General features: G+C 59.6%; 19 protein-coding genes and 2 pseudogenes. 11 read left to right on the top strand and 10 right to left on the bottom strand.

Translation table 11 applies throughout. From position 1 onward, the window contains the following. Positions 1-166: 166 nt before the first annotated feature. Positions 167-490: pseudogene (locus tag AC5RW2_RS36660) on the top strand (IS110 family transposase); the annotation flags it as partial. Here the strand turns inward: AC5RW2_RS36660 and AC5RW2_RS36655 are convergent. Then, a pseudogene (locus AC5RW2_RS36655) lies at positions 484-711 on the bottom strand (helix-turn-helix domain-containing protein); the annotation flags it as partial. The pseudogenes AC5RW2_RS36660 and AC5RW2_RS36655 sit on opposite strands and share 7 nt — an antisense overlap. Before the next feature lie 528 nt (positions 712-1,239). Next, positions 1,240-2,328 carry an NAD(P)-dependent alcohol dehydrogenase gene (locus tag AC5RW2_RS36650; RefSeq protein WP_494031865.1) on the bottom strand — a complete coding sequence of 363 codons (1,089 nt, stop codon included), beginning with the start codon at positions 2,326-2,328 and terminating at the stop codon, positions 1,240-1,242. 516 nt (positions 2,329-2,844) lie between these two features. On the opposite strand from AC5RW2_RS36650, the gene AC5RW2_RS36645 reads away from it, so the two are divergent. Both AC5RW2_RS36645 and AC5RW2_RS36640 read left to right on the top strand, forming a co-directional pair. Next, positions 2,845-3,441, top strand: a complete 597-nt coding sequence (locus AC5RW2_RS36645; RefSeq protein ID WP_494075103.1) for a recombinase family protein — start codon at positions 2,845-2,847, stop codon at positions 3,439-3,441. Between the two features lie 41 nt (positions 3,442-3,482). Further along, the gene (locus AC5RW2_RS36640) at positions 3,483-4,649 is read left to right on the top strand and encodes a DUF4238 domain-containing protein (protein WP_494031867.1); all 1,167 of its coding nucleotides are present in this window, start codon (positions 3,483-3,485) and stop codon (positions 4,647-4,649) included. A 223-nt stretch (positions 4,650-4,872) separates the two neighbouring features. On the opposite strand, the gene AC5RW2_RS36635 is transcribed toward AC5RW2_RS36640, so the two are convergent. Further along, the gene (locus tag AC5RW2_RS36635; RefSeq protein WP_494036994.1) at positions 4,873-8,226 is read right to left on the bottom strand and encodes an NACHT domain-containing protein; all 3,354 of its coding nucleotides are present in this window, start codon (positions 8,224-8,226) and stop codon (positions 4,873-4,875) included. A 655-nt stretch (positions 8,227-8,881) separates the two neighbouring features. Between AC5RW2_RS36635 and AC5RW2_RS36630 the strand changes: the two genes are divergently transcribed. The 5 genes from AC5RW2_RS36630 to AC5RW2_RS36610 all read left to right on the top strand — a co-directional run bounded on the left by AC5RW2_RS36630 (position 8,882) and on the right by AC5RW2_RS36610 (position 17,147). Next, on the top strand, positions 8,882-10,852 hold the full coding sequence (locus AC5RW2_RS36630) for a type I restriction-modification system subunit M (protein ID WP_494031869.1): 1,971 nt from the start codon (positions 8,882-8,884) through the stop codon (positions 10,850-10,852). Then, a complete protein-coding gene (locus AC5RW2_RS36625) occupies positions 10,849-12,138 on the top strand; it encodes a restriction endonuclease subunit S (protein ID WP_494031870.1) in 1,290 nt (429 codons plus the stop codon). Before AC5RW2_RS36630 ends, AC5RW2_RS36625 begins: the two co-directional genes overlap by 4 nt. Positions 12,139-12,243: 105 nt before the next feature. Further along, the gene (locus AC5RW2_RS36620; protein ID WP_494031871.1) at positions 12,244-15,321 is read left to right on the top strand and encodes a type I restriction endonuclease subunit R; all 3,078 of its coding nucleotides are present in this window, start codon (positions 12,244-12,246) and stop codon (positions 15,319-15,321) included. A gap of 415 nt (positions 15,322-15,736) precedes the next feature. Continuing rightward, entirely contained in the window at positions 15,737-16,042 is a 306-nt protein-coding gene (locus AC5RW2_RS36615) for a type II toxin-antitoxin system RelE/ParE family toxin (protein WP_494031872.1), read from the top strand. Beyond that, on the top strand, positions 16,035-17,147 hold the full coding sequence (locus AC5RW2_RS36610) for an ImmA/IrrE family metallo-endopeptidase (RefSeq protein ID WP_494031873.1): 1,113 nt from the start codon (positions 16,035-16,037) through the stop codon (positions 17,145-17,147). Before AC5RW2_RS36615 ends, AC5RW2_RS36610 begins: the two co-directional genes overlap by 8 nt. 510 nt (positions 17,148-17,657) lie before the next feature. Here AC5RW2_RS36610 and AC5RW2_RS36605 read toward each other — a convergent pair. The 6 genes from AC5RW2_RS36605 to AC5RW2_RS36580 all read right to left on the bottom strand — a co-directional run bounded on the left by AC5RW2_RS36605 (position 17,658) and on the right by AC5RW2_RS36580 (position 19,777). Then, on the bottom strand, positions 17,658-17,801 hold the full coding sequence (locus tag AC5RW2_RS36605) for a hypothetical protein (RefSeq protein WP_494031874.1): 144 nt from the start codon (positions 17,799-17,801) through the stop codon (positions 17,658-17,660). A 319-nt stretch (positions 17,802-18,120) separates the two neighbouring features. Further along, positions 18,121-18,264, bottom strand: a complete 144-nt coding sequence (locus AC5RW2_RS36600; RefSeq protein WP_494031875.1) for a hypothetical protein — start codon at positions 18,262-18,264, stop codon at positions 18,121-18,123. 177 nt (positions 18,265-18,441) lie between these two features. Further along, positions 18,442-18,690: a helix-turn-helix domain-containing protein gene (locus AC5RW2_RS36595; RefSeq protein ID WP_494031876.1), complete on the bottom strand. Its 249-nt coding sequence runs from the start codon at positions 18,688-18,690 to the stop codon at positions 18,442-18,444. Further along, positions 18,687-18,932 carry a ParB family protein gene (locus AC5RW2_RS36590; protein ID WP_494031877.1) on the bottom strand — a complete coding sequence of 82 codons (246 nt, stop codon included), beginning with the start codon at positions 18,930-18,932 and terminating at the stop codon, positions 18,687-18,689. The genes AC5RW2_RS36595 and AC5RW2_RS36590 overlap by 4 nt, the downstream gene beginning before the upstream one ends. A 17-nt stretch (positions 18,933-18,949) precedes the next feature. After that, complete coding sequence (gene ssb / locus AC5RW2_RS36585; protein ID WP_494031878.1) at positions 18,950-19,468, bottom strand: single-stranded DNA-binding protein; 519 nt, start codon at positions 19,466-19,468, stop codon at positions 18,950-18,952. A gap of 39 nt (positions 19,469-19,507) precedes the next feature. Further along, entirely contained in the window at positions 19,508-19,777 is a 270-nt protein-coding gene (locus AC5RW2_RS36580; RefSeq protein WP_494031879.1) for a glutaredoxin family protein, read from the bottom strand. A 282-nt stretch (positions 19,778-20,059) separates the two neighbouring features. On the opposite strand from AC5RW2_RS36580, the gene AC5RW2_RS36575 reads away from it, so the two are divergent. The 3 genes from AC5RW2_RS36575 to AC5RW2_RS36565 all read left to right on the top strand — a co-directional run bounded on the left by AC5RW2_RS36575 (position 20,060) and on the right by AC5RW2_RS36565 (position 21,091). Continuing rightward, complete coding sequence (locus AC5RW2_RS36575) at positions 20,060-20,455, top strand: hypothetical protein (protein WP_494036993.1); 396 nt, start codon at positions 20,060-20,062, stop codon at positions 20,453-20,455. Beyond that, the gene (locus tag AC5RW2_RS36570; RefSeq protein WP_494031881.1) at positions 20,448-20,732 is read left to right on the top strand and encodes a DUF6504 family protein; all 285 of its coding nucleotides are present in this window, start codon (positions 20,448-20,450) and stop codon (positions 20,730-20,732) included. The genes AC5RW2_RS36575 and AC5RW2_RS36570 overlap by 8 nt, the downstream gene beginning before the upstream one ends. A gap of 161 nt (positions 20,733-20,893) precedes the next feature. Further along, positions 20,894-21,091, top strand: coding sequence for a hypothetical protein (locus AC5RW2_RS36565; RefSeq protein WP_494031882.1), 198 nt, complete (start codon positions 20,894-20,896; stop codon positions 21,089-21,091). Positions 21,092-21,257: 166 nt separating this feature from the next. Here AC5RW2_RS36565 and AC5RW2_RS36560 read toward each other — a convergent pair whose 3' ends face one another. Then, positions 21,258-21,503: a helix-turn-helix domain-containing protein gene (locus AC5RW2_RS36560; protein ID WP_494031883.1), complete on the bottom strand. Its 246-nt coding sequence runs from the start codon at positions 21,501-21,503 to the stop codon at positions 21,258-21,260. Positions 21,504-21,590 lie beyond the last annotated feature (87 nt).

The following is a 21,590-nucleotide window of genomic DNA, read 5'->3' as shown; positions in this document are numbered from 1 at the left end:
GGTATGGCTTGCATATCCTTTGCCGCCGATGGCTTCGAGTGATTGGCCGCCCGGCGTCCCGCAACGATGCGACCGCTGATTGAGATATGCGAACTGATCGCTATGTAAGGACACGCCGGCGTAGTCGTCTGCCGGGGCTGAGGAATCCCCTGACGAAAGGAAAGGCATGCAGCACCTGTGGGCCGGAATCGACGCAGGCAAGAGCCACCACCACTGCGTGGTGATCAACGAGGCCGGAGACCGCTTGCTCTCGAAAAAGATCGCCAACGACGAGACTGAGATCCTGGACCTAATCGCCGAAGTCTCCGGACTCGCCAACGACGGGCAGATTATGTGGGCGACCGACATGAATCGCGGTGGCGCAGCCCTACTCATCAGCGTCCTGACTGCCCACGCCCAGCAGGTCATCTATCTGCCCGGCCGCACCGTCAGCGCAGCCGCCCAAACCTACCGCGGCAACGGCAAAACCGACGCCAAGGACGCCGCGATCACCGTCGCCGGCATCCTGGGATACTCCTTCAGCAGCACACGGATCCTCGGCTCCACCGATTTGATCGCAGACTCCCCGGACACCCGCTCATACCTCGGCGGGCCCTCCGACTTCACCGCCTTCGCGACGGTATTCCTGGAGATCCCCAACCGCTCCGCTATCGACCTCATCGACTCGCCCTCGGCCAGATGCAACCGCCGAATCAGCGCCCAATCCTCCACTGTGATCACCCGTCCAATCGTTCGGAACAGGTGGCTCAGTTTTCAACCGTCACAATGGCTCACTTTTCGACCGTCATCGACAAGGCCCCAGTGCTAATGGTTCATACACTAGTGAGGTTGCCTAAGGCGTTCACGCGTCGGCTTCTACTTCCAGCGCTGTGGCCGGGCGAACACCTCTCCGTCACGCCGCCGCCACTGATCGCCGACGCACTCGGCTACAGCTACTAGGTCGAGTTCTGAACGCTGGTCGCGATATGTCGACCGGTGGACTGAACCTGAATGAACAAGGGTCCCCGTCAGCCGTCCATTAGGGATCTTTACCGGGCCGGAAGATGGACGCCAGACTCGCATTGGCTCGGATTCATTTCCGATCAATGTCGAAGGGTACCAGGCCTCAGCGCGCAGCTTCCGGCCGGATTATTTGGGTCGTTGGGAACCGCGTACAGAGCACTATCGGTAGACCATTGCCTGTAGCTCAGCGGCTCGGACCGGCTACGGTCTCGCCTGTCGGGGCGGGGACTCAGCCGGTCAGAAGAGAAGGATCGGCTTGATCGTGGAACCGTTGGCTGAGTCCTCGAATCCCTGATTTATGTCGGCGAAGGGGTAGGTCTTGACCAGCTTGTCGTAGGGGAACCGTCCCTGCTTCCACAGCTCGATCAGGCGCGGAATGAAGACCTGGTACACCGAGCTGCCCTGGACGTTCATTTTCAACGTCCATCCCTTGACCTGGGACTCGCCGATCTCGAACGGCGCCTCGGTGCCGAAGGTCGTGTTGCCCACGGCCACCAGGGTGCCGCGGAACGCCAGCGCCCGAGCAGCCTGGTTGAGCACCGCGGGCACGGAGGTCGTGTCGACGATGTAGTCCACACCCTCCCCGCCGGTGATGCGGTCCAGCTCCTCGCCCATGTCCGTCTTCGCGGAGTTGATGGTGTGGGTCGCGCCGAGTTCGAGGGCCGTCTCGAGGCGATTGTCATGCAGATCCACCGCGACCACCGTCGTGCAGCCGGCGATCTTGGCGGCCATGATCGCCGCCGAGCCCACCGCCCCCGCACCGATCACCGCCAGCGATGTTGCCGCCTCCGGCCGCAGCTCATTGAGCACCGCCCCAGCCCCGGTCTGCAACCCGCACCCCAGTGGGGCGAGCATCTCCAGCGGAACCTCGGGGTCGACCTTGACCACGCTGCGCTCCAGCACGTTCGCATACGACGAGAAGGACGACTGGCCGAAGAAGTGCGAGGCCACGGATTCACCCTCGGCCGAGAGCGCGGTGCGGCGACCACTGAGATTGATGGCGATGTAATGCTCGCAGTACGCCATCTCCCCGCGGCGGCACTGCTTGCACGTACCGCACGATGCCGGCGCCAGCACCACGTGGTCACCGACCGCGACGCTCGTCACCGCTATTCCCACATCCTCCACAACACCAGCGCCCTCGTGACCGAGCACCGCAGGCCACTGGAGGGGATAAGCCCCATCGCGGGCAGTCGAATCCGTGTGGCAGATACCGGTGGCGACCATGCGGACCCTCACCTCATCGGGCTGGAGCTCGGCGAGCTCCAGCTCTTCAACTGAAAGCGGTGCGCCCGTCTCGCGCACGACAGCGGCTGTGACCTTCATGGGTACTCCTCCTTGATCCGGGACCAACACACAGGACAGGCCCACGCGATGGCGCGGATACCTACCTCAACCGTCTCATGCCCGCTGGTTCGGCGGCAGTGATGACCACCGCGAGCCGACCAGCCCGGAAGCTCCTGTCGGATTCTGACAATAGGCGTGCTCCCCGCCGCCCCACCGGACGCTGATCCCAGAGGCAGGGTCAACCGCCTCAACGCATTGAAAAGTTCGAGATTGCATATGCACGGTTATCAGTAGTTGCCTCAGGTAACTGCATGCAGAATCTAGCCGGCCCAGCAAAGAGAACTCAGGGCATCGAGACCGCGAGCATCGGCACTATTGGAATTGGCCCAAGAGCATCTTCCAACCCTTGCCGCATAAGCCGGTCCTTCACCGCGACACCCCAGACCCCTCCCCTCGGCAGAAAAAATCTCATATAAATACTGGAACTTCAGATTCGCGTATACCCCGCCCGCAAAAAAGCCCGTTGAAGGTAGCCTAAACGCTACAGTTACCTCCATGACCGCCCACATCATCGGCTACGCCCGCGTCTCCACCAACGAGCAGGACCTCACCGCCCAGCGCAACGGCCTCGCCGCCCTCGGCGTACCCGACGACAGGATCTATACCGACCACGGACTGACCGGCACCAACCGCGACCGGCCCGGCCTGCGCGAGGCCCTCGCCGCCGTCCGCGCCGGCGACACCCTGGTCATCACCAAGCTCGACCGGCTCGCCCGCTCCCTGCCCGACGCCCGCGACATCGTCGAAGAGCTCACCAAGAAAAAAGTGAAGCTGAGCATCGGCGGATCCGTCCACGACCCCACCGACCCCGTCGGCCGGCTGCTCTTCAACGTCCTGGCCATGGTCGCCGAATTCGAATCCGACCTCATCCGCGCCCGCACCCGCGAAGGCATGCAGGTCGCCAAGGCCAAGGGCCGGCTGCGCGGCAAACAGCCCAAACTCACCAGGAGCCAGGAAGCCCACCTTGTCTCCCTCTATAAGGGAGGCCAGCACACCACCACCGAGATCGCCGAGCTCTTCAAGGTCGCCCGCAGTACCGTGTACCGGATCGTCCAGCGCACTCCTGCCGACGACGGGGGCACGGGAAAATGAGTTCGCGCCGGCGAGGCAAACCTGTACCAGCGACTTCGGAGTTGGAGAGACTGATCGCTGCCGCGAAGGAGGACGCCAAGAGGCGGGAAGCATCATTCGGCAACGCGCAGGAGGACGTGGACGCCCCTGAGATACAGGCGCTCGTGGCGAAGGCACGCAAGAATGAAAAGACCGCGCCAAGGAAGCATCATGTTGTTCCCGCCTCGTATCTGCGGAGATGGACGGAAAACAAACAACTCCGCATCACCAAAGTGGATGAAGGTCTCTCCTGGACGTCAGCTGCAGAAAAGGCTGCTCGGATTACAGACTTCTACAGCATGGCCTCAGAAGATCTGGATCCGGCAGTGGTGCCTCCTCTATTCGCAGAGACACAGCTATCGGAGATCGAAGCCTTGGGCAAGCAAGCGATCGACGAGGTGCTGCAGCACGGCTTGGCTGGCACAGATCCATCCCCCAAGGACAATCTGGCGGTTTTTCTGGGTTTCCAGCACGTTAGGGGGACTGACTCCAGGGAACGGAGCCATGCGATCGTTCGGGAGTCCTTTCTCCTGCAGTATGGCGACATCAGCGACGAGAAGCTTGGCGCGTTGATCGGGGAAGACGGGCTGCCTCCTAGCCAAGAACGAATGTCGGAGGTGAAGGAGTACATTGCTGGCGTTCGCGATGGCTCTGTCCGCATCGAGCAGCAAACAGCGGCCGCCGTCTCACAGTCGTTCCTGGCTGCCCTGCCGGTAGCCGAAGAGCTCTTTAGGCGACATTGGGTGATCTACCGGACACCGCGCCTGCTCCTAACCTGCGATGAACCAGTTGTGCCTATCGGCGGGCCCGACACTTCGCGGGCTGTGAGGACGGGTGTCGCCGATGCGTGGGTGATGCTCTTCCCATTGGCGCCAGATGCCCTGTTGGCAATGTTCAAGCATCCTCCCCTACCGCATTGGCTCGGAGATCTGACGGCCGGTGAAATCGTGGAGATCAACCACGAGGTGCTTGCCAATAGCCATAGGCTGGCCTTCGAGATTCCAAGTCGAAGAATGTCGGAGGCGCTGTCGGTCCCGCATGCTTCCGTCGCTCTGGAAGTCATTGAACATCCAATCGAAGGAGACGGTTCCCGGTCCTTAGTTAGTTTTCACACCCCCTCCAGGTGGAAAGATTCAGCGGCTCCTCCTCCGTGGCCTGTAGAACGTTGGTATAAGCAAGCAGTGTTCTGAACCGTCAACGACCGGCGTTCGACCTCCCTGCTGTGCACGCCGGGTTATGCTCCCGCCGAATACCGATGCAAAACCCCGCCATTATCGACAAAAGTTACACGTCTGGCCCCAATCATCCCGCCCAGAACAAGCGTGAGGGCGTTGTCTTGGTCGCGGCTTTACGAGACGGTGCGGCTAAACCGAGTAATCATCAACACGACGGTCAACCAGCGATCATCAGCGGCTATCGGTATGTCGCGGTCTGATCAACCTTGAGCCATTTTTCCCTGCGGGCGACAACTGCAAGCGGTTCCGGCTGTTTGGCAGCGGGGATGGACGATGCATTTGCACTATTTCTAGATGCTTCTTTGGAAGAATAACGGGCAGCTAGTAATCCAGACACCAAAATGCTAGTGGCTACGGCAGTGACTTCTCGTCGCGCCAGGAGGCCAGATTCACCGAGGCGGAGGGCGGCGCTGCGGACGACGGCCTGCAATCGGGCTGGCAGACGGTTGAGGACGTGCTCAAGCTCTGGCAACAGCTCATCGATCACGGGGCCTTCCGCGACTCCCCACAACGCGAACGCCCATTCGGCGTTCGACAGTTCGTCATCGCAGGCCTTAAGTCGGTCGCGCCACCATGTGACGTTGTTTCGGTTGGCTCGTGTTTCCGCAATGAGTGTTGCTGGGTGACTGGCCGGTCCCAGTGCTTCGGTACCTGGCGCCAGTTTGTATCCGTTTTGAAGAGGCGAGGCGGCACCGATGACGGCCAGCTCTGTGACGAGCCAGCAGCGGCCGGCATGTTCGAAGAGTGCCGCGGAGGTGTTTGCCCAGGGGAAGGTGCTTCCCTTCTCGCCCCGTCGGAAGCGTCGAAGTCCTGCGATGCGGGCATAAGGAGATCCGGACTTACGGAGGTGCTGGATAGCCTGTGAACGGCGGTCCGGCGAGGTGTCTACGGTGCGGGGCGGCGTGCTTCCGTCGAAGGAATAGAAGTCCGCGGGGTTAAGCGCAACCGCGATGCGGGCGGGTTCTGAGCGGACTGAAGTCGTCTGGCAGCACAGCCCGTTAAGGACCGCTTGGATGAGTTGGGTTTCAAGGTTGCTGCCTTCCTTCGGGACAGCACCGGTGTTGAGGATCAGCTGTGCGCGCTGGCCGTTTTCCGCGGACAGGCCGGGGATGTCGATGATCTCGCCGGCGGCGACCTCACCAGCCGCCCCGATCTTCAGCCACGCGATCTCATGGTCCTTGCCCACTGCTTCTTTCAGCCGTTCGACCCACCAGGTTGCAAACTGGCGTCGTTGCCCAAGCAGCTCGCGAAGCACACGCACCCGTACGTGATTATTGGGATCCTCAGGGCTTCCAGCGATGGATGCTGTGAGACGCTGCCATGCCGCGCCGGCGTGGCCGGTCTCCGGCAATGCCGTGATCTCTTTACCGTCAAGTGCTGAAAGGAGCAGACGCCCACCGAGGTCGTCGGTCAATGCGTCGACAATGGCGGCTGCCTCTATTGGCCGGCTGTTGAACACCCCATCGGTTATGAGGCTCCACGCCGCTACGCGAACCTGCTTCGACGAGTTGGCAACGAGCTCATGCATGATTCCTGCCTGCATCGCGTAGATGTCAGCGCCGGCAGCATTGCCGCCATAGAAGCGGGTGGTATTGAGCCAGTAAGGCCTGCGGAGCAGTTCCCGGAGCACCAGCGTGCGGTCGAACCGGTGGTCGCCCTCGCCTGCATACGTGTACAGGTACCGAGCCGCGAAGTACTCGCGAAGCGACAGCACCTCGAACTCGAAGTGTCCCTCCTCCTTGCTGGTGAGCGCCCACAACCGATCGGTGGCAGCCTCAAAAAGCTCATCAACAACGTTTTCGGGTTTGCCGTAGGTCTTCTGGAAGTGCTTCATGGCAGCCGTGACTTCGGCATCTGTCATTCGTCCGCTGTGGCCGTGCTCTTCAGCCCTGGACTGGAGGTACCAGCCAAGGAACGGAATGATTTCCATGAGTTCCGCCCGATGTTTCCGGACAGACTCGGGATGCTTATTCGCCTCCCGGGCCAACAGCATGGCCATGTATGCGTCATAGAGTTCCGTGCGCTGGCTCGGAGTGGCGTCGCCGTGCTGCCGGAGCAGGAACAACAAAATCGTCAGCTGCATCGGATTCGCTGCGAGTTCCCCGATATACGGCTCACGGGTTTTCTCATTAAAGTTCCGGCGCAGGGTCCGGCTGTCGTTCCCTCGGACGTTGTGCACGCTGCACCACTTGCGGAGGTACTGATCGCGCAAGGCCGCGTCCATAGGGATGAGCGAGATGACCTCGAACATGTCCGGGTCGGGCTCCGGAAGGCCCGCAGAGTTAGGGCGCGAGGTAACAACGACCTTGGGGGCAACCGCATATGACTTCCCGCGAGAACAAAACAGTCCGATCTCGCGAACGACCCTCTTGCGTGCGGCAACGCTACCGACCTCGTCCAGTCCGTCGAGCACGACCAAACTCGGCACGCGGTCGAAGATTTCCTGGACATCGGAGGCACTCACCGAATTGTTCCCGCTGAGGTGTGACATCAGTTCGGCCAGGAAGCACTCGATGCTCGCCTCCGCCGCTGCCCGCTTCTTGCCCTTCTTGACCTTGGTAGCCTCCGACTGATCGAAGACATCGAATCCCTGCATCCATGCCGCATAGTCATCGAGGTCGAATCGCAGCGGAAACCGGGGATTCTTGATCACGGGAAGATCGGTAGGTGATGCGCCCTTGGGCATGAAAGCAGCGCGAAAGGATTGGCAGACGAACTGGCCAAGTGTGGACTTCCCTTGTCCAGGTGCTCCTCTGACGAGCGTGAAAGGATACGGTGACGTTCCGGTGAGGTAGGCTGCGGCACCGCCGAGCCTGGTGGCATCCCAAGCGAGCCCATGTGCCCGACGAGGCAGGTGGATTCGCTCTGCCGGCACATCCACGAACAGGTCGGACAGACGTTCGCGGTCCAATTCGACTTGGCTGAACTTGATGCTTTCGTCCTCGTCCCATTGCGCGGCAGCGACTTTGCCCAGAAGGTCGCGGAGACCGGAGTCCCGTCGGGATTCCGCGTCTTCGCTAATGAGATACCGAACGAGGTCCCACCCCGCGAGCATGTCGGCATAGGCCCACTTAAGCTCGTTTGGCGCCGCATCAACCATGGAGTTGAGGGCCTCACGCCAAAGAGCGCTCATTTCGATGCCGAAGTCTTTTGAATGCCTCTCAAGCTTCTCGTTGAGCTTGTCGAAGGTCCCCGTCTCCCGTCGTCCTGTACTCGGAACGTTCGTGACGATGATGTACTTCTTCGCGCCCTCCGATGCGAAACGATGGATCTTCTCGGCTTCCTGGGTGATTGTTGCGTCCAGCCAAGACACCGGGTCTTTCTCGTTACCTGTTACGGACCACTTGACCTGGTAAATCAGTAGGCGCTCAGGTGAGATGCGAACACCGTCGCGCCCTCCATCGGCCTGTCGAAGCGGAAGCGGCACGAAATCAGGGAAACGCTCAGTGAGCAGGGCAGCGACGAGTTGCTGGAAGTCGTGATCTCCGAGGCGCTCGTAAAGATACTTGTGGCGGCTGTCAGGCAACGGCACCCTTCCTTCTGATTCTGACTCACCATGATCTCACCCACATGCCCACGTCTTCGAAGCCCGACACGCACACTGCCGACTGCGCCATAGCCGCCTGAGCACTGCACCAGAAAGCCCACAGATTCACAGAAATACAGAAAGACAGAAATCCGTGTTTCGGAGCGGACCGAAAGGTTCGTGGGACTGATCCTCGGTCACTGCCCGAGAGGACTGCCGCGGCCAGACTGCCCGCGCAGAAACCGTCCCAAGACGACAACATGACACGTAGTTTTCGGCGCCCGGTTCTGACACCTGTAAGGACCATCGAGAACTCACCTGAGGGAGACACAAAAATCTCCACCGGTATCCACCGTTTTTGACAATGCATCGTAGGCCTTCATAACCAGAAGCTGTCGCCATCGGGTTCTACGTGAGCCTTGGGTTTCGCTGACTATGGAGGTATTTCGTTGATGCAGGTATGGCTGTGCATGAGCAGCTCGGTTGTCCTTTGGATTTGGCTCGTAATTATCGTTTCAGTGGCTGTCCTCCCTCCCCCATACAATTCAAGGCAAGTACGTGCGAGAGCGATGAACGCTGCACAGCAAATGAGGATCCTGCGCTGGACTGGACAGCCACGGCCGCATGTCACCCCGCTGTGTGCAGCAAGGAAGTGGGAGCAGTGGCCGACAACAACAATGCCAACCTAGTGTGGAGCATCGCGAATATTTTGCGCGGCACCTACAAACCGGCGCAGTATGGCTCGGTGATCCTCCCGTTCACTATCCTCCGTCGCCTGGACTGCGTCCTGGACGCCACGAAAAATGCCGTCCTCGCCGAGCAGGAAGCGAAGAAAGATCTGAACATCCCGCTGGATACCTTCCTACAGAAGGCGTCTGGTCACAGCTTCTTCAATACCTCCAAGTTCAGTTTCGCCAAGCTGCTCGATGACCCCACGAACATCAAGGCAAACATCCTCAACTACGTGCAGGGCTTCTCGGAGAACACCAGGGATATTTTCGAGCGCTTCGAGTTCTACAAGACGCTCGAGAAGCTGGACAGCGCGGACCTGCTCTACCACGTCACCAAGGACTTCGCGGCGATCGATCTCCACCCGGAAACCATCAGCAACATCGAAATGGGCCTCATGTTCGAGGAACTCATCCGCCGCTTCGCTGAAGCCTCCAACGAAACCGCCGGTGAGCACTTCACCCCACGCGAGGTCATCCAGCTCATGGTCCAACTACTGCTGAACTACGACGACGACGTCCTCACCAAAGAGGGCATCGTCCGCAGCATCTACGACCCCACCGCCGGGACCGGCGGCATGCTCACCGTCGCCCAGGAACACCTCCACTCGCTCAACCCAAGCGCCTCCCTAGTCGCTTATGGCCAGGAAATCAACGACGAGTCCTACGCCATCTGCAAGTCGGACCTGCTGATCAAGGGCCAGGACATCTCCAAGATCTCCGTCGGCGATACCCTCGCCAACGATCAGAACATCGGCCAGCAGTTCGACTTCATGCTCTCCAACCCGCCGTTCGGCGTGGAATGGAAGAAGATCCAGCCGCAGATCCAGAAAGAGCATGAGCTCCACGGCTTCGACGGTCGCTTCGGCCCGGGCCTCCCCCGGGTCAGTGACGGATCACTACTGTTCCTGCTCCATCTCGTGCGCAAGATGCGCCCGGCACAGGACGGCGGCTCACGCATCGGCATCGTCCTGAACGGCTCACCCCTGTTCACCGGCGGCGCGGGCTCCGGGGAGTCGGAGATCCGCAGATATCTGATCGAGAACGACTTCGTGGAGGCCGTAATCGCCCTCCCCACCGACATGTTCTACAACACCGGCATCGCCACCTACATCTGGATCCTCTCAAACAGCAAGAAAGCGAAGCACCCGGAGCGAGTCGGCAAGATCCAGCTCATAAACGGTGTCGACTTCTTTCAGAAGATGCGCAAGAGCCTCGGCTCCAAACGCAAAGAGCTCGGCCCGAAAGACATCGCCAAGATCGTCAGCCTATACGGGGCCTTTGAGGACGACGGCGACACGTCCAAAATCTTCAACAACCGCGATTTCGGCTACTCCACCATCACTGTGGAGCGCCCGCTCAAACTCAACTTCGCGTTCGCGCCAGATCGGATCGACGCCGTACTGTCGCAGAAGTTAGTCGAGAAAATGCCTGACGACGACCGGCAGCTTCTGGAGAAAGCACTCCGATCCGCTGTGATCGAGCCTATTGAAATCCACAAGAACCGAGAAGCCTTCCTCAAGATCCTCAAGTCGGTGCTCGCCAAGGTCGGCCTCAAACCTGCTGCCCCGCTCCTGAAGGCCGTAATCACCGGACTCTCCAAACGTGACGAGACCGCCGACATCTGCAAAGGACCGAAAGGGACACCCGAAGCCGACACGGACCTTCGCGACACCGAAAACGTCCCCCTGGGTGAGGACATCCAGAAGTACTTCGAACGGGAAGTCCTCCCCCATGTGCCCGATGCCTGGCTCGACCAGTCAAAAATCAGAGTCGGCTACGAGATCCCTTTCACCCGGCATTTTTTCAAGTACGTGGCACCCAGATCGCTGGACGAGATCGACTCTGATCTCAACAGGCTCATCTCCGAAATCACTACTCTGCTAGCCGAGGTCGAAAAATGACGAGGCTCCAGCCCTACCCGGAATATAAAGGTTCTGGGATTGATTGGCTTCCGGAAGTACCGATCGACTGGGAAGTCGCTCGTATCAAGACCTTTGTCGGCCTCGTCAGTGACCGCGCAGATGAACAAACCCATCCAGTCGCCCTGGAGAACATCGAAAGTTGGACCGGCCGATTTGTCGAGTCCGAAACGGAGTTTGTCGCTGACGGCGTGAGGTTTAAACGAGGAGACGTTCTCTTCGGCAAGCTGAGACCATATCTTGCCAAGTCTTGGATAGCAGACCGATCGGGCGAAGCAGTCGGTGATTTTTTCGTTATGCGCCCGACGTCCAAAACCAATCCGAAGTTTCTAAACTACGTAACGCTAAGCCAAGAGTTCATAACCTTAGTTAATGGTTCAACTTTTGGATCCAAGATGCCTCGCGCGAATTGGGACTTCATCGCAAATATTCGTCGTCCGTTCCCGGACGTCGAAGTTCAAGCACAGATAGCTAAGTTCCTCGACCATGAAACTGCCCAAATAGACGGCCTCATTGCCAAGCAGGAGCTTCTCATCGACCTGCTCGCCGAGAAGCGCCAGGCCATCATTACGCATGCCGTCACCAAAGGCCTCGACCCGTGTGCCCCCACCAAGCCCTCAAACATCCCGTGGCTCGGCGAGGTTCCAGTACATTGGGCCGAGAAGCCAATGTGCCACTTCATGACTGGCCGGGTAGATTACCGCGGCGCTACTCCGCAGAAGACCGATCATGGAATCTTCTTGGTTACTGCTAAGAATGTAAAGAAAGGCTTTATCGATTACTCAGCGTCTGCCGAGTACATCGCGACAGAGGATTATGAGACAGTCATGAGCCGGGGACTGCCCGCTGTCGGTGACATCCTGATGACAATGGAGGCACCGCTTGGGAATGTCGCCCTAGTGGACGATCCAAACATCGCCCTTGCCCAACGAGTGGTCAAATTCCGGCCCAAGAACGAGTTGGTCCCGGATTTCGCCGCTTATGCGATGAATTCGCCGTACTTTCAGTGCCAGCTTGAGGCCCGGGCCACAGGGTCAACTGCATTAGGGATCAAAGCAAGCAAACTAATCGAACTTCGCCTCGTGGCCCCGCCAAAAGAGGAACAGCTGCTCATCGTCGACCATCTCGATACGGCTACCGGCCGAATCGATACCTTGACGCGACGATCGAAGGAAGCTGTAGCACTCTTACATGAGCGACGTGCCGCACTGATCTCCGCTGCTGTCACGGGCAAAATTGATGTTCGAGTAGGAGTTACCGAACCATGACAGTGCCATAGTGGCATGGCTTCATTGATCATCAACGGCTGGCATCGCTCATGCCGTGAAGAAGCTGGATAAAGACTTATTCGACAGTTATTTTCGGGGGACCATATGGCACAACACAATGAAGTGACCTTTGAGGAAGAGATCTGTCGGGCTCTCGCCGCCGAGGGCTGGATCTACGAGCCGCACCGCAAAGCCGGTGAGCTCTACGATGCCACACGAGCCCTTGTCCCCGAGGATGTCTTTGCCTGGCTTGGGGACACCCAGCCGGATCAGCTGGCCAAGGTCCTCAAGCCCTGGGATTCACCGGCCGAGCACACAGCGGCGAAGTCGATGCTACTGGACCGGCTCTGCAAGGTCCTGGACAAGCCTGCGACCAAGGAAGCAGGCATGCTCTCTGTCCTGCGCACCGGCTTCAAGGACGTCGCCGCGAAGTTTGAGATGTGCCAGTTCAAGCCTGCCATGGGGCTGAATCCAGTGACACTGGAGCGTTATGGAAAGGTTCGCCTACGGGTAATCCGTCAGGTCCACTACTCCACTGTGGATACCTTGAAGAGCATCGATCTAGTCCTGTTCGTCAACGGCCTGCCTGTGGCCACAATCGAGCTCAAGACGGACTTCACGCAGAACATCAACGACGCCGTCGAGCAGTACCGCAAGGACCGACTGCCCCGCAACGGTAAGAACAAAGATGAGCCGTTACTGTCCTTCGGCCGCCGTGCCCTCGTGCACTTCGCTGTCAGCAACGACGAAATTCAGATGACCACCGAGCTCAAGGGCAAGGACACCTATTTCCTGCCCTTCAACCTTGGCGACAACGGCCGGGCCGGCAACCCTGTCAACCCGAAGGGGTCAGCAACCAGCTACCTTTGGGAACAGGTGCTGCAGCGAGACTCCTGGCTGAACATCATCGGCAAGTTCCTACACCTTCAAGTCAGTGACAAGACCAACCCTGTCACCGGTGAGCGTGAGGTCAGCAAATCCTTGCTGTTCCCCCGTTATCATCAGTGGGACGTGGTCAACAAGCTCATCGGTGCCACAAGGGTGGAAGGGCCAGGCCACCGCTACCTCGTGCAGCACTCCGCCGGCTCTGGCAAGACCAATTCCATTGCTTGGACTGCGCATCAGCTCAGCTCCCTGCACGGTCCGGACGATGAGAAGCTTTTCGACTCGGTGATCGTCGTGACGGACCGGACTGTCCTGGACGCCCAGCTGCAGGACGCGATCTACCAGATCGAGCACAAATCCGGCGTCGTAGTGCCTATCCGAGGAAACGCGGGCTCCAAGTCCGCGGAACTCACCGCGGCTCTGGTGGCACGGACGCCGATTATCATCGTCACTATCCAAACCTTCCCGTACGCATTGAAGGCCATCGCCGAATTCCAGGCTCTGAAGGGTCGGAACTTCGCGATCATTGCGGACGAGGCACACTCCTCCCAGACCGGTTCAACTGCGAACAAACTGAAGAAAGTCCTGTCTGCGGAGGAACTGGCGGATGTTAACGACGGCGGAGACTTCGACATCGAAGCTTACCTGGCCGCCGAAATGGCCGAACGCGCAGACGCGAAGAACATCAGCTACTTCGCCTTCACCGCCACGCCGAAGGCCAAGACGCTGGAGTTGTTTGGCCGCAAGGGTCCGGACGGGCTGCCGCAACCCTTCCACCTGTACTCCATGCAGCAGGCCATCGAGGAGCGCTTCATCCTGGACGTGCTGCAGAACTACACCAGCTACAAGGTGGCCTACCGGTTGGCACATGACGGCCGCGAATACGACTCCGAGGACTCCAAGGTGGAGAAGTCTGAGGCGCTGAAGTCGCTGATGAACTGGGTAAAGCTGCACCCGTACAACATCAGCCAGAAGGTCCAGGTGATCGTGGAGCACTTTCGTGCCAACGTCGCCTGGCGCCTGGACGGCAAGGCAAAGGCCATGGTGGTCACGGGCTCCCGCAAGGAAGCCGTTCGGTACAAGCTTGCTATCGACAAGTACATTCAAGACGCCGGCTACTCCGGCTTGGGCACTCTGGTTGCCTTCTCCGGAGACGTGAACGATGACGAGTCCGGTCCCGAGACCTTCAACGAGATCAACATGAATCCGGGGCTGAAAGGCCGCACCCTGCCAGAGGCCTTCTCGACCGACGAGTACAAGATCATGCTGGTGGCCAACAAGTTCCAGACAGGGTTTGACCAGCCGCTGCTAGTCGCGATGTACGTGGACAAGAAGCTCTCCGGGGTCTCGGCAGTTCAGACGCTCTCCCGCCTGAACCGCACCGCTGTCGGTAAAGACCAGACGTTCGTGCTGGACTTCGTCAACGACCCGGACGAGATCCTAGCGGCTTTCCAGCCTTACTTCCGTGAAGCAGCGCTGGAAGACGTCTCAGACCCGAATGTGGTCCACGACCTTCAAAACAAGCTTGATGCGGCACAGATCTACACGGAGTCCGAGGTGGACGGCCTCGTTCAGTCCTATGTGTTGGAAGCTGGCAATAATGCGCTCTCCGGTTGGGTCGCGCCCGCGAAGTCCCGATTCAACACCCGGCACAGTACCGCGGTGGCCACTGACAACAAGGCAGCGCAGGACGAGCTGGACCTGTTCCGCAAAGACCTCGGCTCATTCGTCCGGGCCTACGACTTCCTCTCGCAGATCGTGGACTTCGCTGACACGGATCTGGAGAAACGCTCAATCTACTACAAGCACCTCCTGCCGGTTCTACGGGTCAATGATGCGAAGGTAGCGTTGGATCTTTCCGGCGTCGTGCTGGCGAAGTATGCGCTCAAGGATAAGGGCGAAGCGCAGCTGCAGCTATCGGGCGACGATGCTCTCCTGAAACCGCCGACCGATGTCGGGACCGGGCAGGGGAAGGACCCCGTCCTAGCGACCTGGGAAGAGATCATTCAGCAGGCCAACCTGCCGTTTGAAGGTGAGGAACTAGACGCCGTGGCGCACTTCGTCGAGGGGGTGCGGCGCGAACTCGTCAAGAACGAGACACTCCAGAAGCAAGCCCAGAACAACTCACGAAACCACTTCGGGAGCAGCCCGCATCTGGAGAAAGCAGTCAGCGACGCAGTCACCAACTCCATGGACAGCCACTACAACCTAAGCCTCCAGGCATTGGGCGACAAGACGAAAATGGCGGCGCTGCTCAAGATGCTGAGTGAATTGGTCTATGAGGAGCTACAGAGATAGATCGCTCGGCCTTTAGCAACGAGGAGCCGCCATTGTGCAGAGTCTCGCTCGGCTAGGCCGTGACCCTTTTGAAAGGGTGCGTGGACCTGACCAAGCGAGACATCGGGGAGGAAGCCTAGCGCCGCCAAGAGGGCGAAACCTTGGTATCCCAGCAGGTAGCTGGGCGATGAAGTCCAGCTACCTCACATAGACTCGACTAGGCCGATACGGCCTAGTCGAGTCTATGCATACCTTTGGGGTATTAAGTTGGGGGACGGCAGCGCCATGGGGAAACTGCCACTGCAGGGAGTGGTTCTATGAGCGCGGAGTTAGGGCATCCGGTGTCATCAATGTCATGGTGCGGAGGCGTTTCGCTACCTAGTCTGGAACAAAGTCTTGTGGCATGCTGTTACCTGATAGGTAATGAGGGAGCATCTTGAAGCTGCTCTATCAGACGCCCGAGGTAGCTAAATTATGTACAAACAACCGAGAAGCGACGAAGCTACTTGGTCAGGTCTGCGTCAAATATCTCAGGCGGCGCATCAAGCAAGTCGAATCTGCCGCCTCCATAGAGGACCTCTTTCAGGGGCCCGGTGATTGGCACCCTCTTAAGGGTGATCGCAAGGGAGAGTTCGCTGCCAGTCTCGAAGGAGGGTGGCGGCTCGTCGCAACGTTTGACGGCAGCGGAACGAACGGGCTGGTGGCTAGGCTTGAAAGTATCGAGGATTACCACGATGGATGACAATGGGGAGGATGAAATGACTGAATTAGCAACGGCTGAGACCGACTATGCCGTCCCCACCGGTGAATTCATTGAAGAGTGGCTTGAGGAAAACGGTATGTCTCAGGCAGAGTTGGCACGTCGTTTGGACGTATCTCCTAAACACGTGAGTAAGCTGATTGCGGGCGCTCGATTGACTGAGACTGTTGCCATGAAACTCGAGCTCGTAACCGGCGTTCCTGCGCGGATTTGGCTTAGTTACGAGGCTACTTATCGTGCTGATATCGCCCGTCTTGGCCTCGAGGCTGAACTCGCCGCCGAGAAAGACGTGGCCGCCCTATTCCCTGTCAAGGAACTCCGACAGATGGAAATCATCACTGAGACGATGCGGCGACCTGGAGTTCTACTCATGCAACTCATGGGGTTCTTTGCGGTGGGCTCTCTGGACGGCCTGAAATCGCGGGCACAGCCCCTAGCCGCATTTCGCCAGGACGCCGCACACCCTGTCGACTCTGCGGCAGTTCAGGTATGGCTGCGATTGATAGAGCTCGAGCTCGCCAGTCTTGACCCACTGGAAAACCGCTTTGACAGAGATGCCTTCCTTGAGCTGCTACCAAACATTCGCAGCTTGTCGCTCAAGTCCCCAGAAGAATATGGGTCCCTACTTCCGCAGATGCTTGCCGAAGTAGGAATCCGGCTCATCTACAAAAGCGAGATCAAAGGCATTCGTGCCTATGGGGCGACCCAGTGGATTGACGGGCATCCGGTCATTGCCCTGACCACACGCGGAGCGGATGACGGTAAGTTTTGGTTTACCCTTTTCCACGAATTCGGCCATGTTCTACATCATCCTCACAATGATCTGTTCATTCAAAAAGAGGACGGAGCCGGCGGGTCTATCTTGGAAGCAGAGGCTGATGATTTTGCTTCCAATGCGTTGATCCCGCCAGAAAGAGCGCAACACCTGCGCAGCCTGCGTTCGCTAAGGGACGTTCAAGAATTTGCCTCATCTATCGGAGTCTGTCCGGGCATAGTCGTTGGTCGAATGCATCATGACCGTATATGGCCCCATCAAAACGGTAGACGTCTATATAAGCGCCTGAGAATAAACGATAGCGACGAATAAACCAGCTTCGTCACCGACAGCTCCCTAAGTCCTTGGCGATCTGCGCCAGCGGCGTCTCATGCTTGCGGGCGACGGCGACGACATCGCGGCGGAACTCAACGGGATAGGGCTTGGGCACAGGAACATCCTTCCTGCAAGGACAGAATCCTCACAAGTCAGGAGTCAACTGAACCGGGGGCAGTCCCCCGTGTTTATGGGCCACTGCAACCTGCTACTGCGGTATCAGGGCCAGCCTGTCGGGATCGGCGGCCGGTTTGATGTTCCAGCACCGTTTGGCTGCGTGGTTGACCATGCGGGGCTGCACTAGATCCTTCGCCCACCAGGCCTCACCGCAAAGCGCCGATAACAGCGCATATGACGGCAGCAGTGGGAGTGGTCCCCGATGCCCGAGACTGCTCGAAGTGAGGCGTGTAGATGCCGCGTTCCAGCTCTCTCGAAGGTCTCCTCTGTGATGGTGCAGAATAACTGCCGGCTCTAAGTCAGAGGGTCCTGATTCTGTTCAGCCACGCGTCAGGACAGACGCCTGAATTCCCCCGGCCCCAGCTGCACATAGATCGGCAAAACCATCTGGATGTGATTAACACCGACCGGCTCGTCGAGCAACTCGTTGAGCGAGGTCTGCCCTTCCAGCTCACAGTCCTGGTCCCTATCCATGAATTGACCATAAACGCGCCTGAACGCCCCGACCCCTTAGACACGCATCTTCCGGGCCCTACCCGGCTCCTTAAAGAGTCAGCCACCGGCATGGGCCGATAACAGCGCCTACGTCAGACGGTTCCTGGAGGGGTTAAATGAGTGGGCACCGGCTGGTCCCGGAGACGGGGGAATCTCCTGACCATGGCCGGTACCGTCATCACTCGCACCTTTGAGGTGTTTCCAACGCCAGAGGCCGCACATGTGCAGGACCGCCATGTTGGCTGGGCAGCCGCTGGACATACTCAGGCGCTTCCAGCCCTTGGCTGTACTCCGACGGTTACCGGATGGGCATGGCTGAGAGCAGTTCCCAGCCTTCGGGGATTTGGGCCAGGAGTGCTTCGCGCCCTTCCGTGTAACTGTTGGCTTCGATTTCGATTTCCTGTGTTTCCTTCGGCCGGATGATGCCGATTACCTTCACCACACCGGTGATCTTATGCCGGAAGCCGGCGCACTCCGGTACGGTGCCGCTGTCATGTAGGCCACGCGGCCGCAGAACGGGGCGGTCAGGATTGTTGGGTGTCGTCCGGATTCTGCTGCAGCCAGCGCCGCAAGGGGCGATTTATTTGCGCGTAAATGCGTTCGGTGACGTCATGATTCGCTATTCGTCCTCGGGCGCTTCGTCTGGCAGGCCGCGGGCGATGTTCTCCTTGGTCCTGCGATAGGCGTCAGCGATGTACTGTTCAAGGATTTGGGCCTCGGTACGCCACTGCCCCCTGCCCCCAATCTGGATCACGGAAAGGTCTCCGGAGCGGACCAGGGCACAGGCCTGGGCTTTGGAGATGTTCAGCTCCTCGGCCACGTCGGTCAGTTTGAGGAACCTTCGGGCCGGCGTCCTCTGCTCGGTCATCGCTGTTCTTCCCGTGTGCGCTGTCCCGGGCGGAGGGAGCCGGGCGGGGCCGGATCCCATTTTCTGCCGTCGTTGTACTTGCGGGCCAGTCGGCGTACCTCCCGCAGGGTGGCCGCTTCGATCAGTTCGGAGACGGAGGCATAGCCTTCGGCCCGGCCGGCGGCCAGGAAGGCGGCTCTGACCTGTCCCGCCGCTTCCTCGGTGAAGTACGGGGTGAATGATGCCGGCTTGCTTCGGCTCATGAACGCTCCTTCCGCCCCTAACGGGCGGGATCTTCGGGCCTGGGGGTGATGTTTCCTGACGGGTTCGCGATTTTCCCGAACCAGGCCTCGTCGTCATCGTAGGGGCGCGGGCTGATGGCCAGCTCGTCCACCGGATGGATCCGCACCGGCACCTCGGCGGCCCGGGGCATGCGCTCGGCGCGATGGGGCGTCACAAGGTTGTAGCGAACGGAGACGCCGAGCTCTTCGATCTCGAGTTCCTGGACGGTGCGCTTCTCTCCATTCTTGGTTTCGTAGCTGCGCACCTTCAGGACACCATGGGCGACAACCCGCGTTCCTTTGCTCAGGGAGGCGACGGCGTTCTTTGCCGCCTCCCCCCAGACCGAAGCCCGAAGGAAAAGGGTTTCGCCGTCCTGCCATTCGTTGCCGTCGCGGTCGAAGGTCCGCGGGGTGGAGGCGATCGTGAAGCTGGCAACCATGGCGCCGGAAGCGGCCAGATGGGGTTCGGGGGCGGCGGTGAGGTTACCGATGACAGTAATGGTGGTTTCACCGGACATGGGTCCTGTTTTCCTTTCCTGCTGGTTCCCGCTGCCGGTTTACCGGACGGAATTCCGGGTAAGTGAGTCGATGGCGCGCTGGATGTTGTCCAGGTCCAGGCCGGACCAGTGGAAATCGCCAACGATGACGATGGGCGCCTGTGAGTAGCCGAGCTCTTCGGTGACGTACTCCAGGGCGGCCGGATTCGTGCTGAGGTCTTCGACCCGGGGTTCAATGCCGGCTTCCTGGAACTTCTGCAGCGTCTTGCGGCAGGGGAAGCATCCGGGCTTGGTGTAGAGAACCGGGCGGTATTCGTCTGAAGAAGTCATGTTCAGTCCTGCGTTTCGTATCAGTTTCGGTTTCGTTCGTCTGGATGAGCTGGTGCTTCCATTCTAGTGTTCATTCATCTGAATGACTATGGGTTCTACCGCTTATTTCCGGGGTTTTCGGGTTATTTTTCGTATGTCCGGGAACCCGTGGCGGGTGGAACGTGCGGACCGGACGTCAACTGGACCGCTCCCCCGCCGGGACCGGGCTGTGTCTCTGACGTTCGGTAAATCCACATATTCTAATCCGGTTTTATCTTTTCGTAGTTGTGTTCTAATTATGGTGTGGGCCGGGACGAACTTGCAAGGATCCAGGCCCGCTACGCACGGCGGGCCGAGCCGATCGGGCTGACCGCCGAGGAACTGGATTTTGAGCATCACCCCACCACCACGGTCGTGCCGGGGATTCCGGTGCGGGCGTGGATCCGCTTCCCTGCCGGTGCCGAGCTGGTCGACGGGGAAGCGTTCACCTGGTCCTCCCGGGCGGTGCGGGTCACCTGGTATGACGGGCCGGCCCGGCGGGCGACCTGGGTATGGGCGTCCGCGGTCACCCGGCGCACCGATCCGCTCAATGCCCAGGGACTGGGCGAAAGGACACGAACACATGACAGCAGCAACAGCAGAGACAACGACGGCAGCGGTACCGGCGGCCTCGCCCCTGGGGCCGGAAACGATGGATGAACCGGTACAGGTGCGCTTCACCACCGCCGGGCTCCCGCTGGCGGTGCGCTGGCGGGACCGGGTGTGGCAGGTCGCAGCCGAGCCGAAGCACTGGTTCGGCCGGTGGGACTGGTGGAACCATGTGCGCCGGGCAGCCCTGGGCGCCGGGGCCGTGATCGAGGTCGAATACTGGATGGTCCAGGTCCGCCTGGCCGGCTCCGCGCTGCGGACCCTGCTGCTGCGCAGGGACTCCGGCTCCGACACCTGGCGCGTGGTGCAGGTCTGCGACGACCAGTAAGGAGCACCGGGTTGAAGTACCAGTACGGGGCAGTCACCGCGTCCGGTGATCATTAAGCTATTAAAGGCCGGAAGGCCTGCCGGTTGCCTGGCAGGCCTTCCTTGTTTTCCCTCCGCAAAAAGGGGTCTGGTTCCGGCTACAGCAGTGCAGCCGGTAAGTCTATGGCGTCGTCTCCAGCCTATCTGCTCGCGAAGCTGCTGGATCTTCTGCTGCAGCGTGTTCGCGAGGATCAACTCCGCCCTGGTCTCGAGGGCCGGCATTCTGGTTCCGGCGGCTTGGCGGAAGGCTTCCATGGCGTCCTTGGGCAGGACGTTGTATTTGTCCAGGTGGAAGCAGACTTCCCGGAGAACCTTGCCTAGGGATTGGAGGAATTCGATCTTTTCTGCCGGGGTCGCAGAGCTGTAGTAGCGTTCGCTCCTCAGCGCTTCGGCGGCGTCCTGATGCCTCGATCCGGGGGGGGGCGGGTCCATGGGTGTGTCCCTTCGACGTCCTTGGTGCTGATTCCTGTCCACCGGTCTGAGAGTTTTAGTCGGCTTCGGGCTGATCCTCGGGCATGCCGCCGGCAATGGCCTCTGCGGTCTTCCTGTAGGCAGCGGCAATGAACTCCTCCAGCTTTGCCTCTTCCACACGCCATATGCCCCTTCCCCCTAACTGAAGTGCCTGAATCTCTCCGGAGCGCACAAGCGCGTAGGCCTGGGAAGCGGAGATGTTAAGGATGTCCTGGACGTCTTCCAGTTTCAGGAATCGCCGGGGGCGGCGCGGTTCTGTCATGGGCGTTCTTTCCGTGATGGGTTCGAGGGTCCCGGCCGGTTCCGGCGTCCGGATCTGAGTCTAGTTTTGAGGACTTGCGGTGCCTGC

Source organism: Arthrobacter sp. B0316-1-20, from assembly GCF_059091865.1.
Note: the sequence above shows the minus strand (reverse complement) of the source record. Positions and strands in the feature narration are given on the sequence as shown.

Bases quoted from the DNA above. Each gene is read 5' to 3' on its own strand.
- AC5RW2_RS36650 (WP_494031865.1), bottom strand. From the start codon at position 2,328: ATGAAGGTCACAGCCGCTGTCGTGCGCGAGACGGGCGCACCGCTTTCA.
- AC5RW2_RS36645 (WP_494075103.1), top strand. From the start codon at position 2,845: ATGACCGCCCACATCATCGGCTACGCCCGCGTCTCCACCAACGAGCAG.
- AC5RW2_RS36625 (WP_494031870.1), top strand. From the start codon at position 10,849: ATGACGAGGCTCCAGCCCTACCCGGAATATAAAGGTTCTGGGATTGAT.
- AC5RW2_RS36620 (WP_494031871.1), top strand. From the start codon at position 12,244: ATGGCACAACACAATGAAGTGACCTTTGAGGAAGAGATCTGTCGGGCT.
- AC5RW2_RS36610 (WP_494031873.1), top strand. From the start codon at position 16,035: ATGGATGACAATGGGGAGGATGAAATGACTGAATTAGCAACGGCTGAG.
- AC5RW2_RS36605 (WP_494031874.1), bottom strand. From the start codon at position 17,801: ATGGATAGGGACCAGGACTGTGAGCTGGAAGGGCAGACCTCGCTCAAC.
- AC5RW2_RS36595 (WP_494031876.1), bottom strand. From the start codon at position 18,690: ATGACCGAGCAGAGGACGCCGGCCCGAAGGTTCCTCAAACTGACCGAC.
- AC5RW2_RS36590 (WP_494031877.1), bottom strand. From the start codon at position 18,932: ATGAGCCGAAGCAAGCCGGCATCATTCACCCCGTACTTCACCGAGGAA.
- ssb (WP_494031878.1), bottom strand. From the start codon at position 19,468: ATGTCCGGTGAAACCACCATTACTGTCATCGGTAACCTCACCGCCGCC.
- AC5RW2_RS36580 (WP_494031879.1), bottom strand. From the start codon at position 19,777: ATGACTTCTTCAGACGAATACCGCCCGGTTCTCTACACCAAGCCCGGA.
- AC5RW2_RS36570 (WP_494031881.1), top strand. From the start codon at position 20,448: ATGGATGAACCGGTACAGGTGCGCTTCACCACCGCCGGGCTCCCGCTG.
- AC5RW2_RS36565 (WP_494031882.1), top strand. From the start codon at position 20,894: ATGGCGTCGTCTCCAGCCTATCTGCTCGCGAAGCTGCTGGATCTTCTG.
- AC5RW2_RS36560 (WP_494031883.1), bottom strand. From the start codon at position 21,503: ATGACAGAACCGCGCCGCCCCCGGCGATTCCTGAAACTGGAAGACGTC.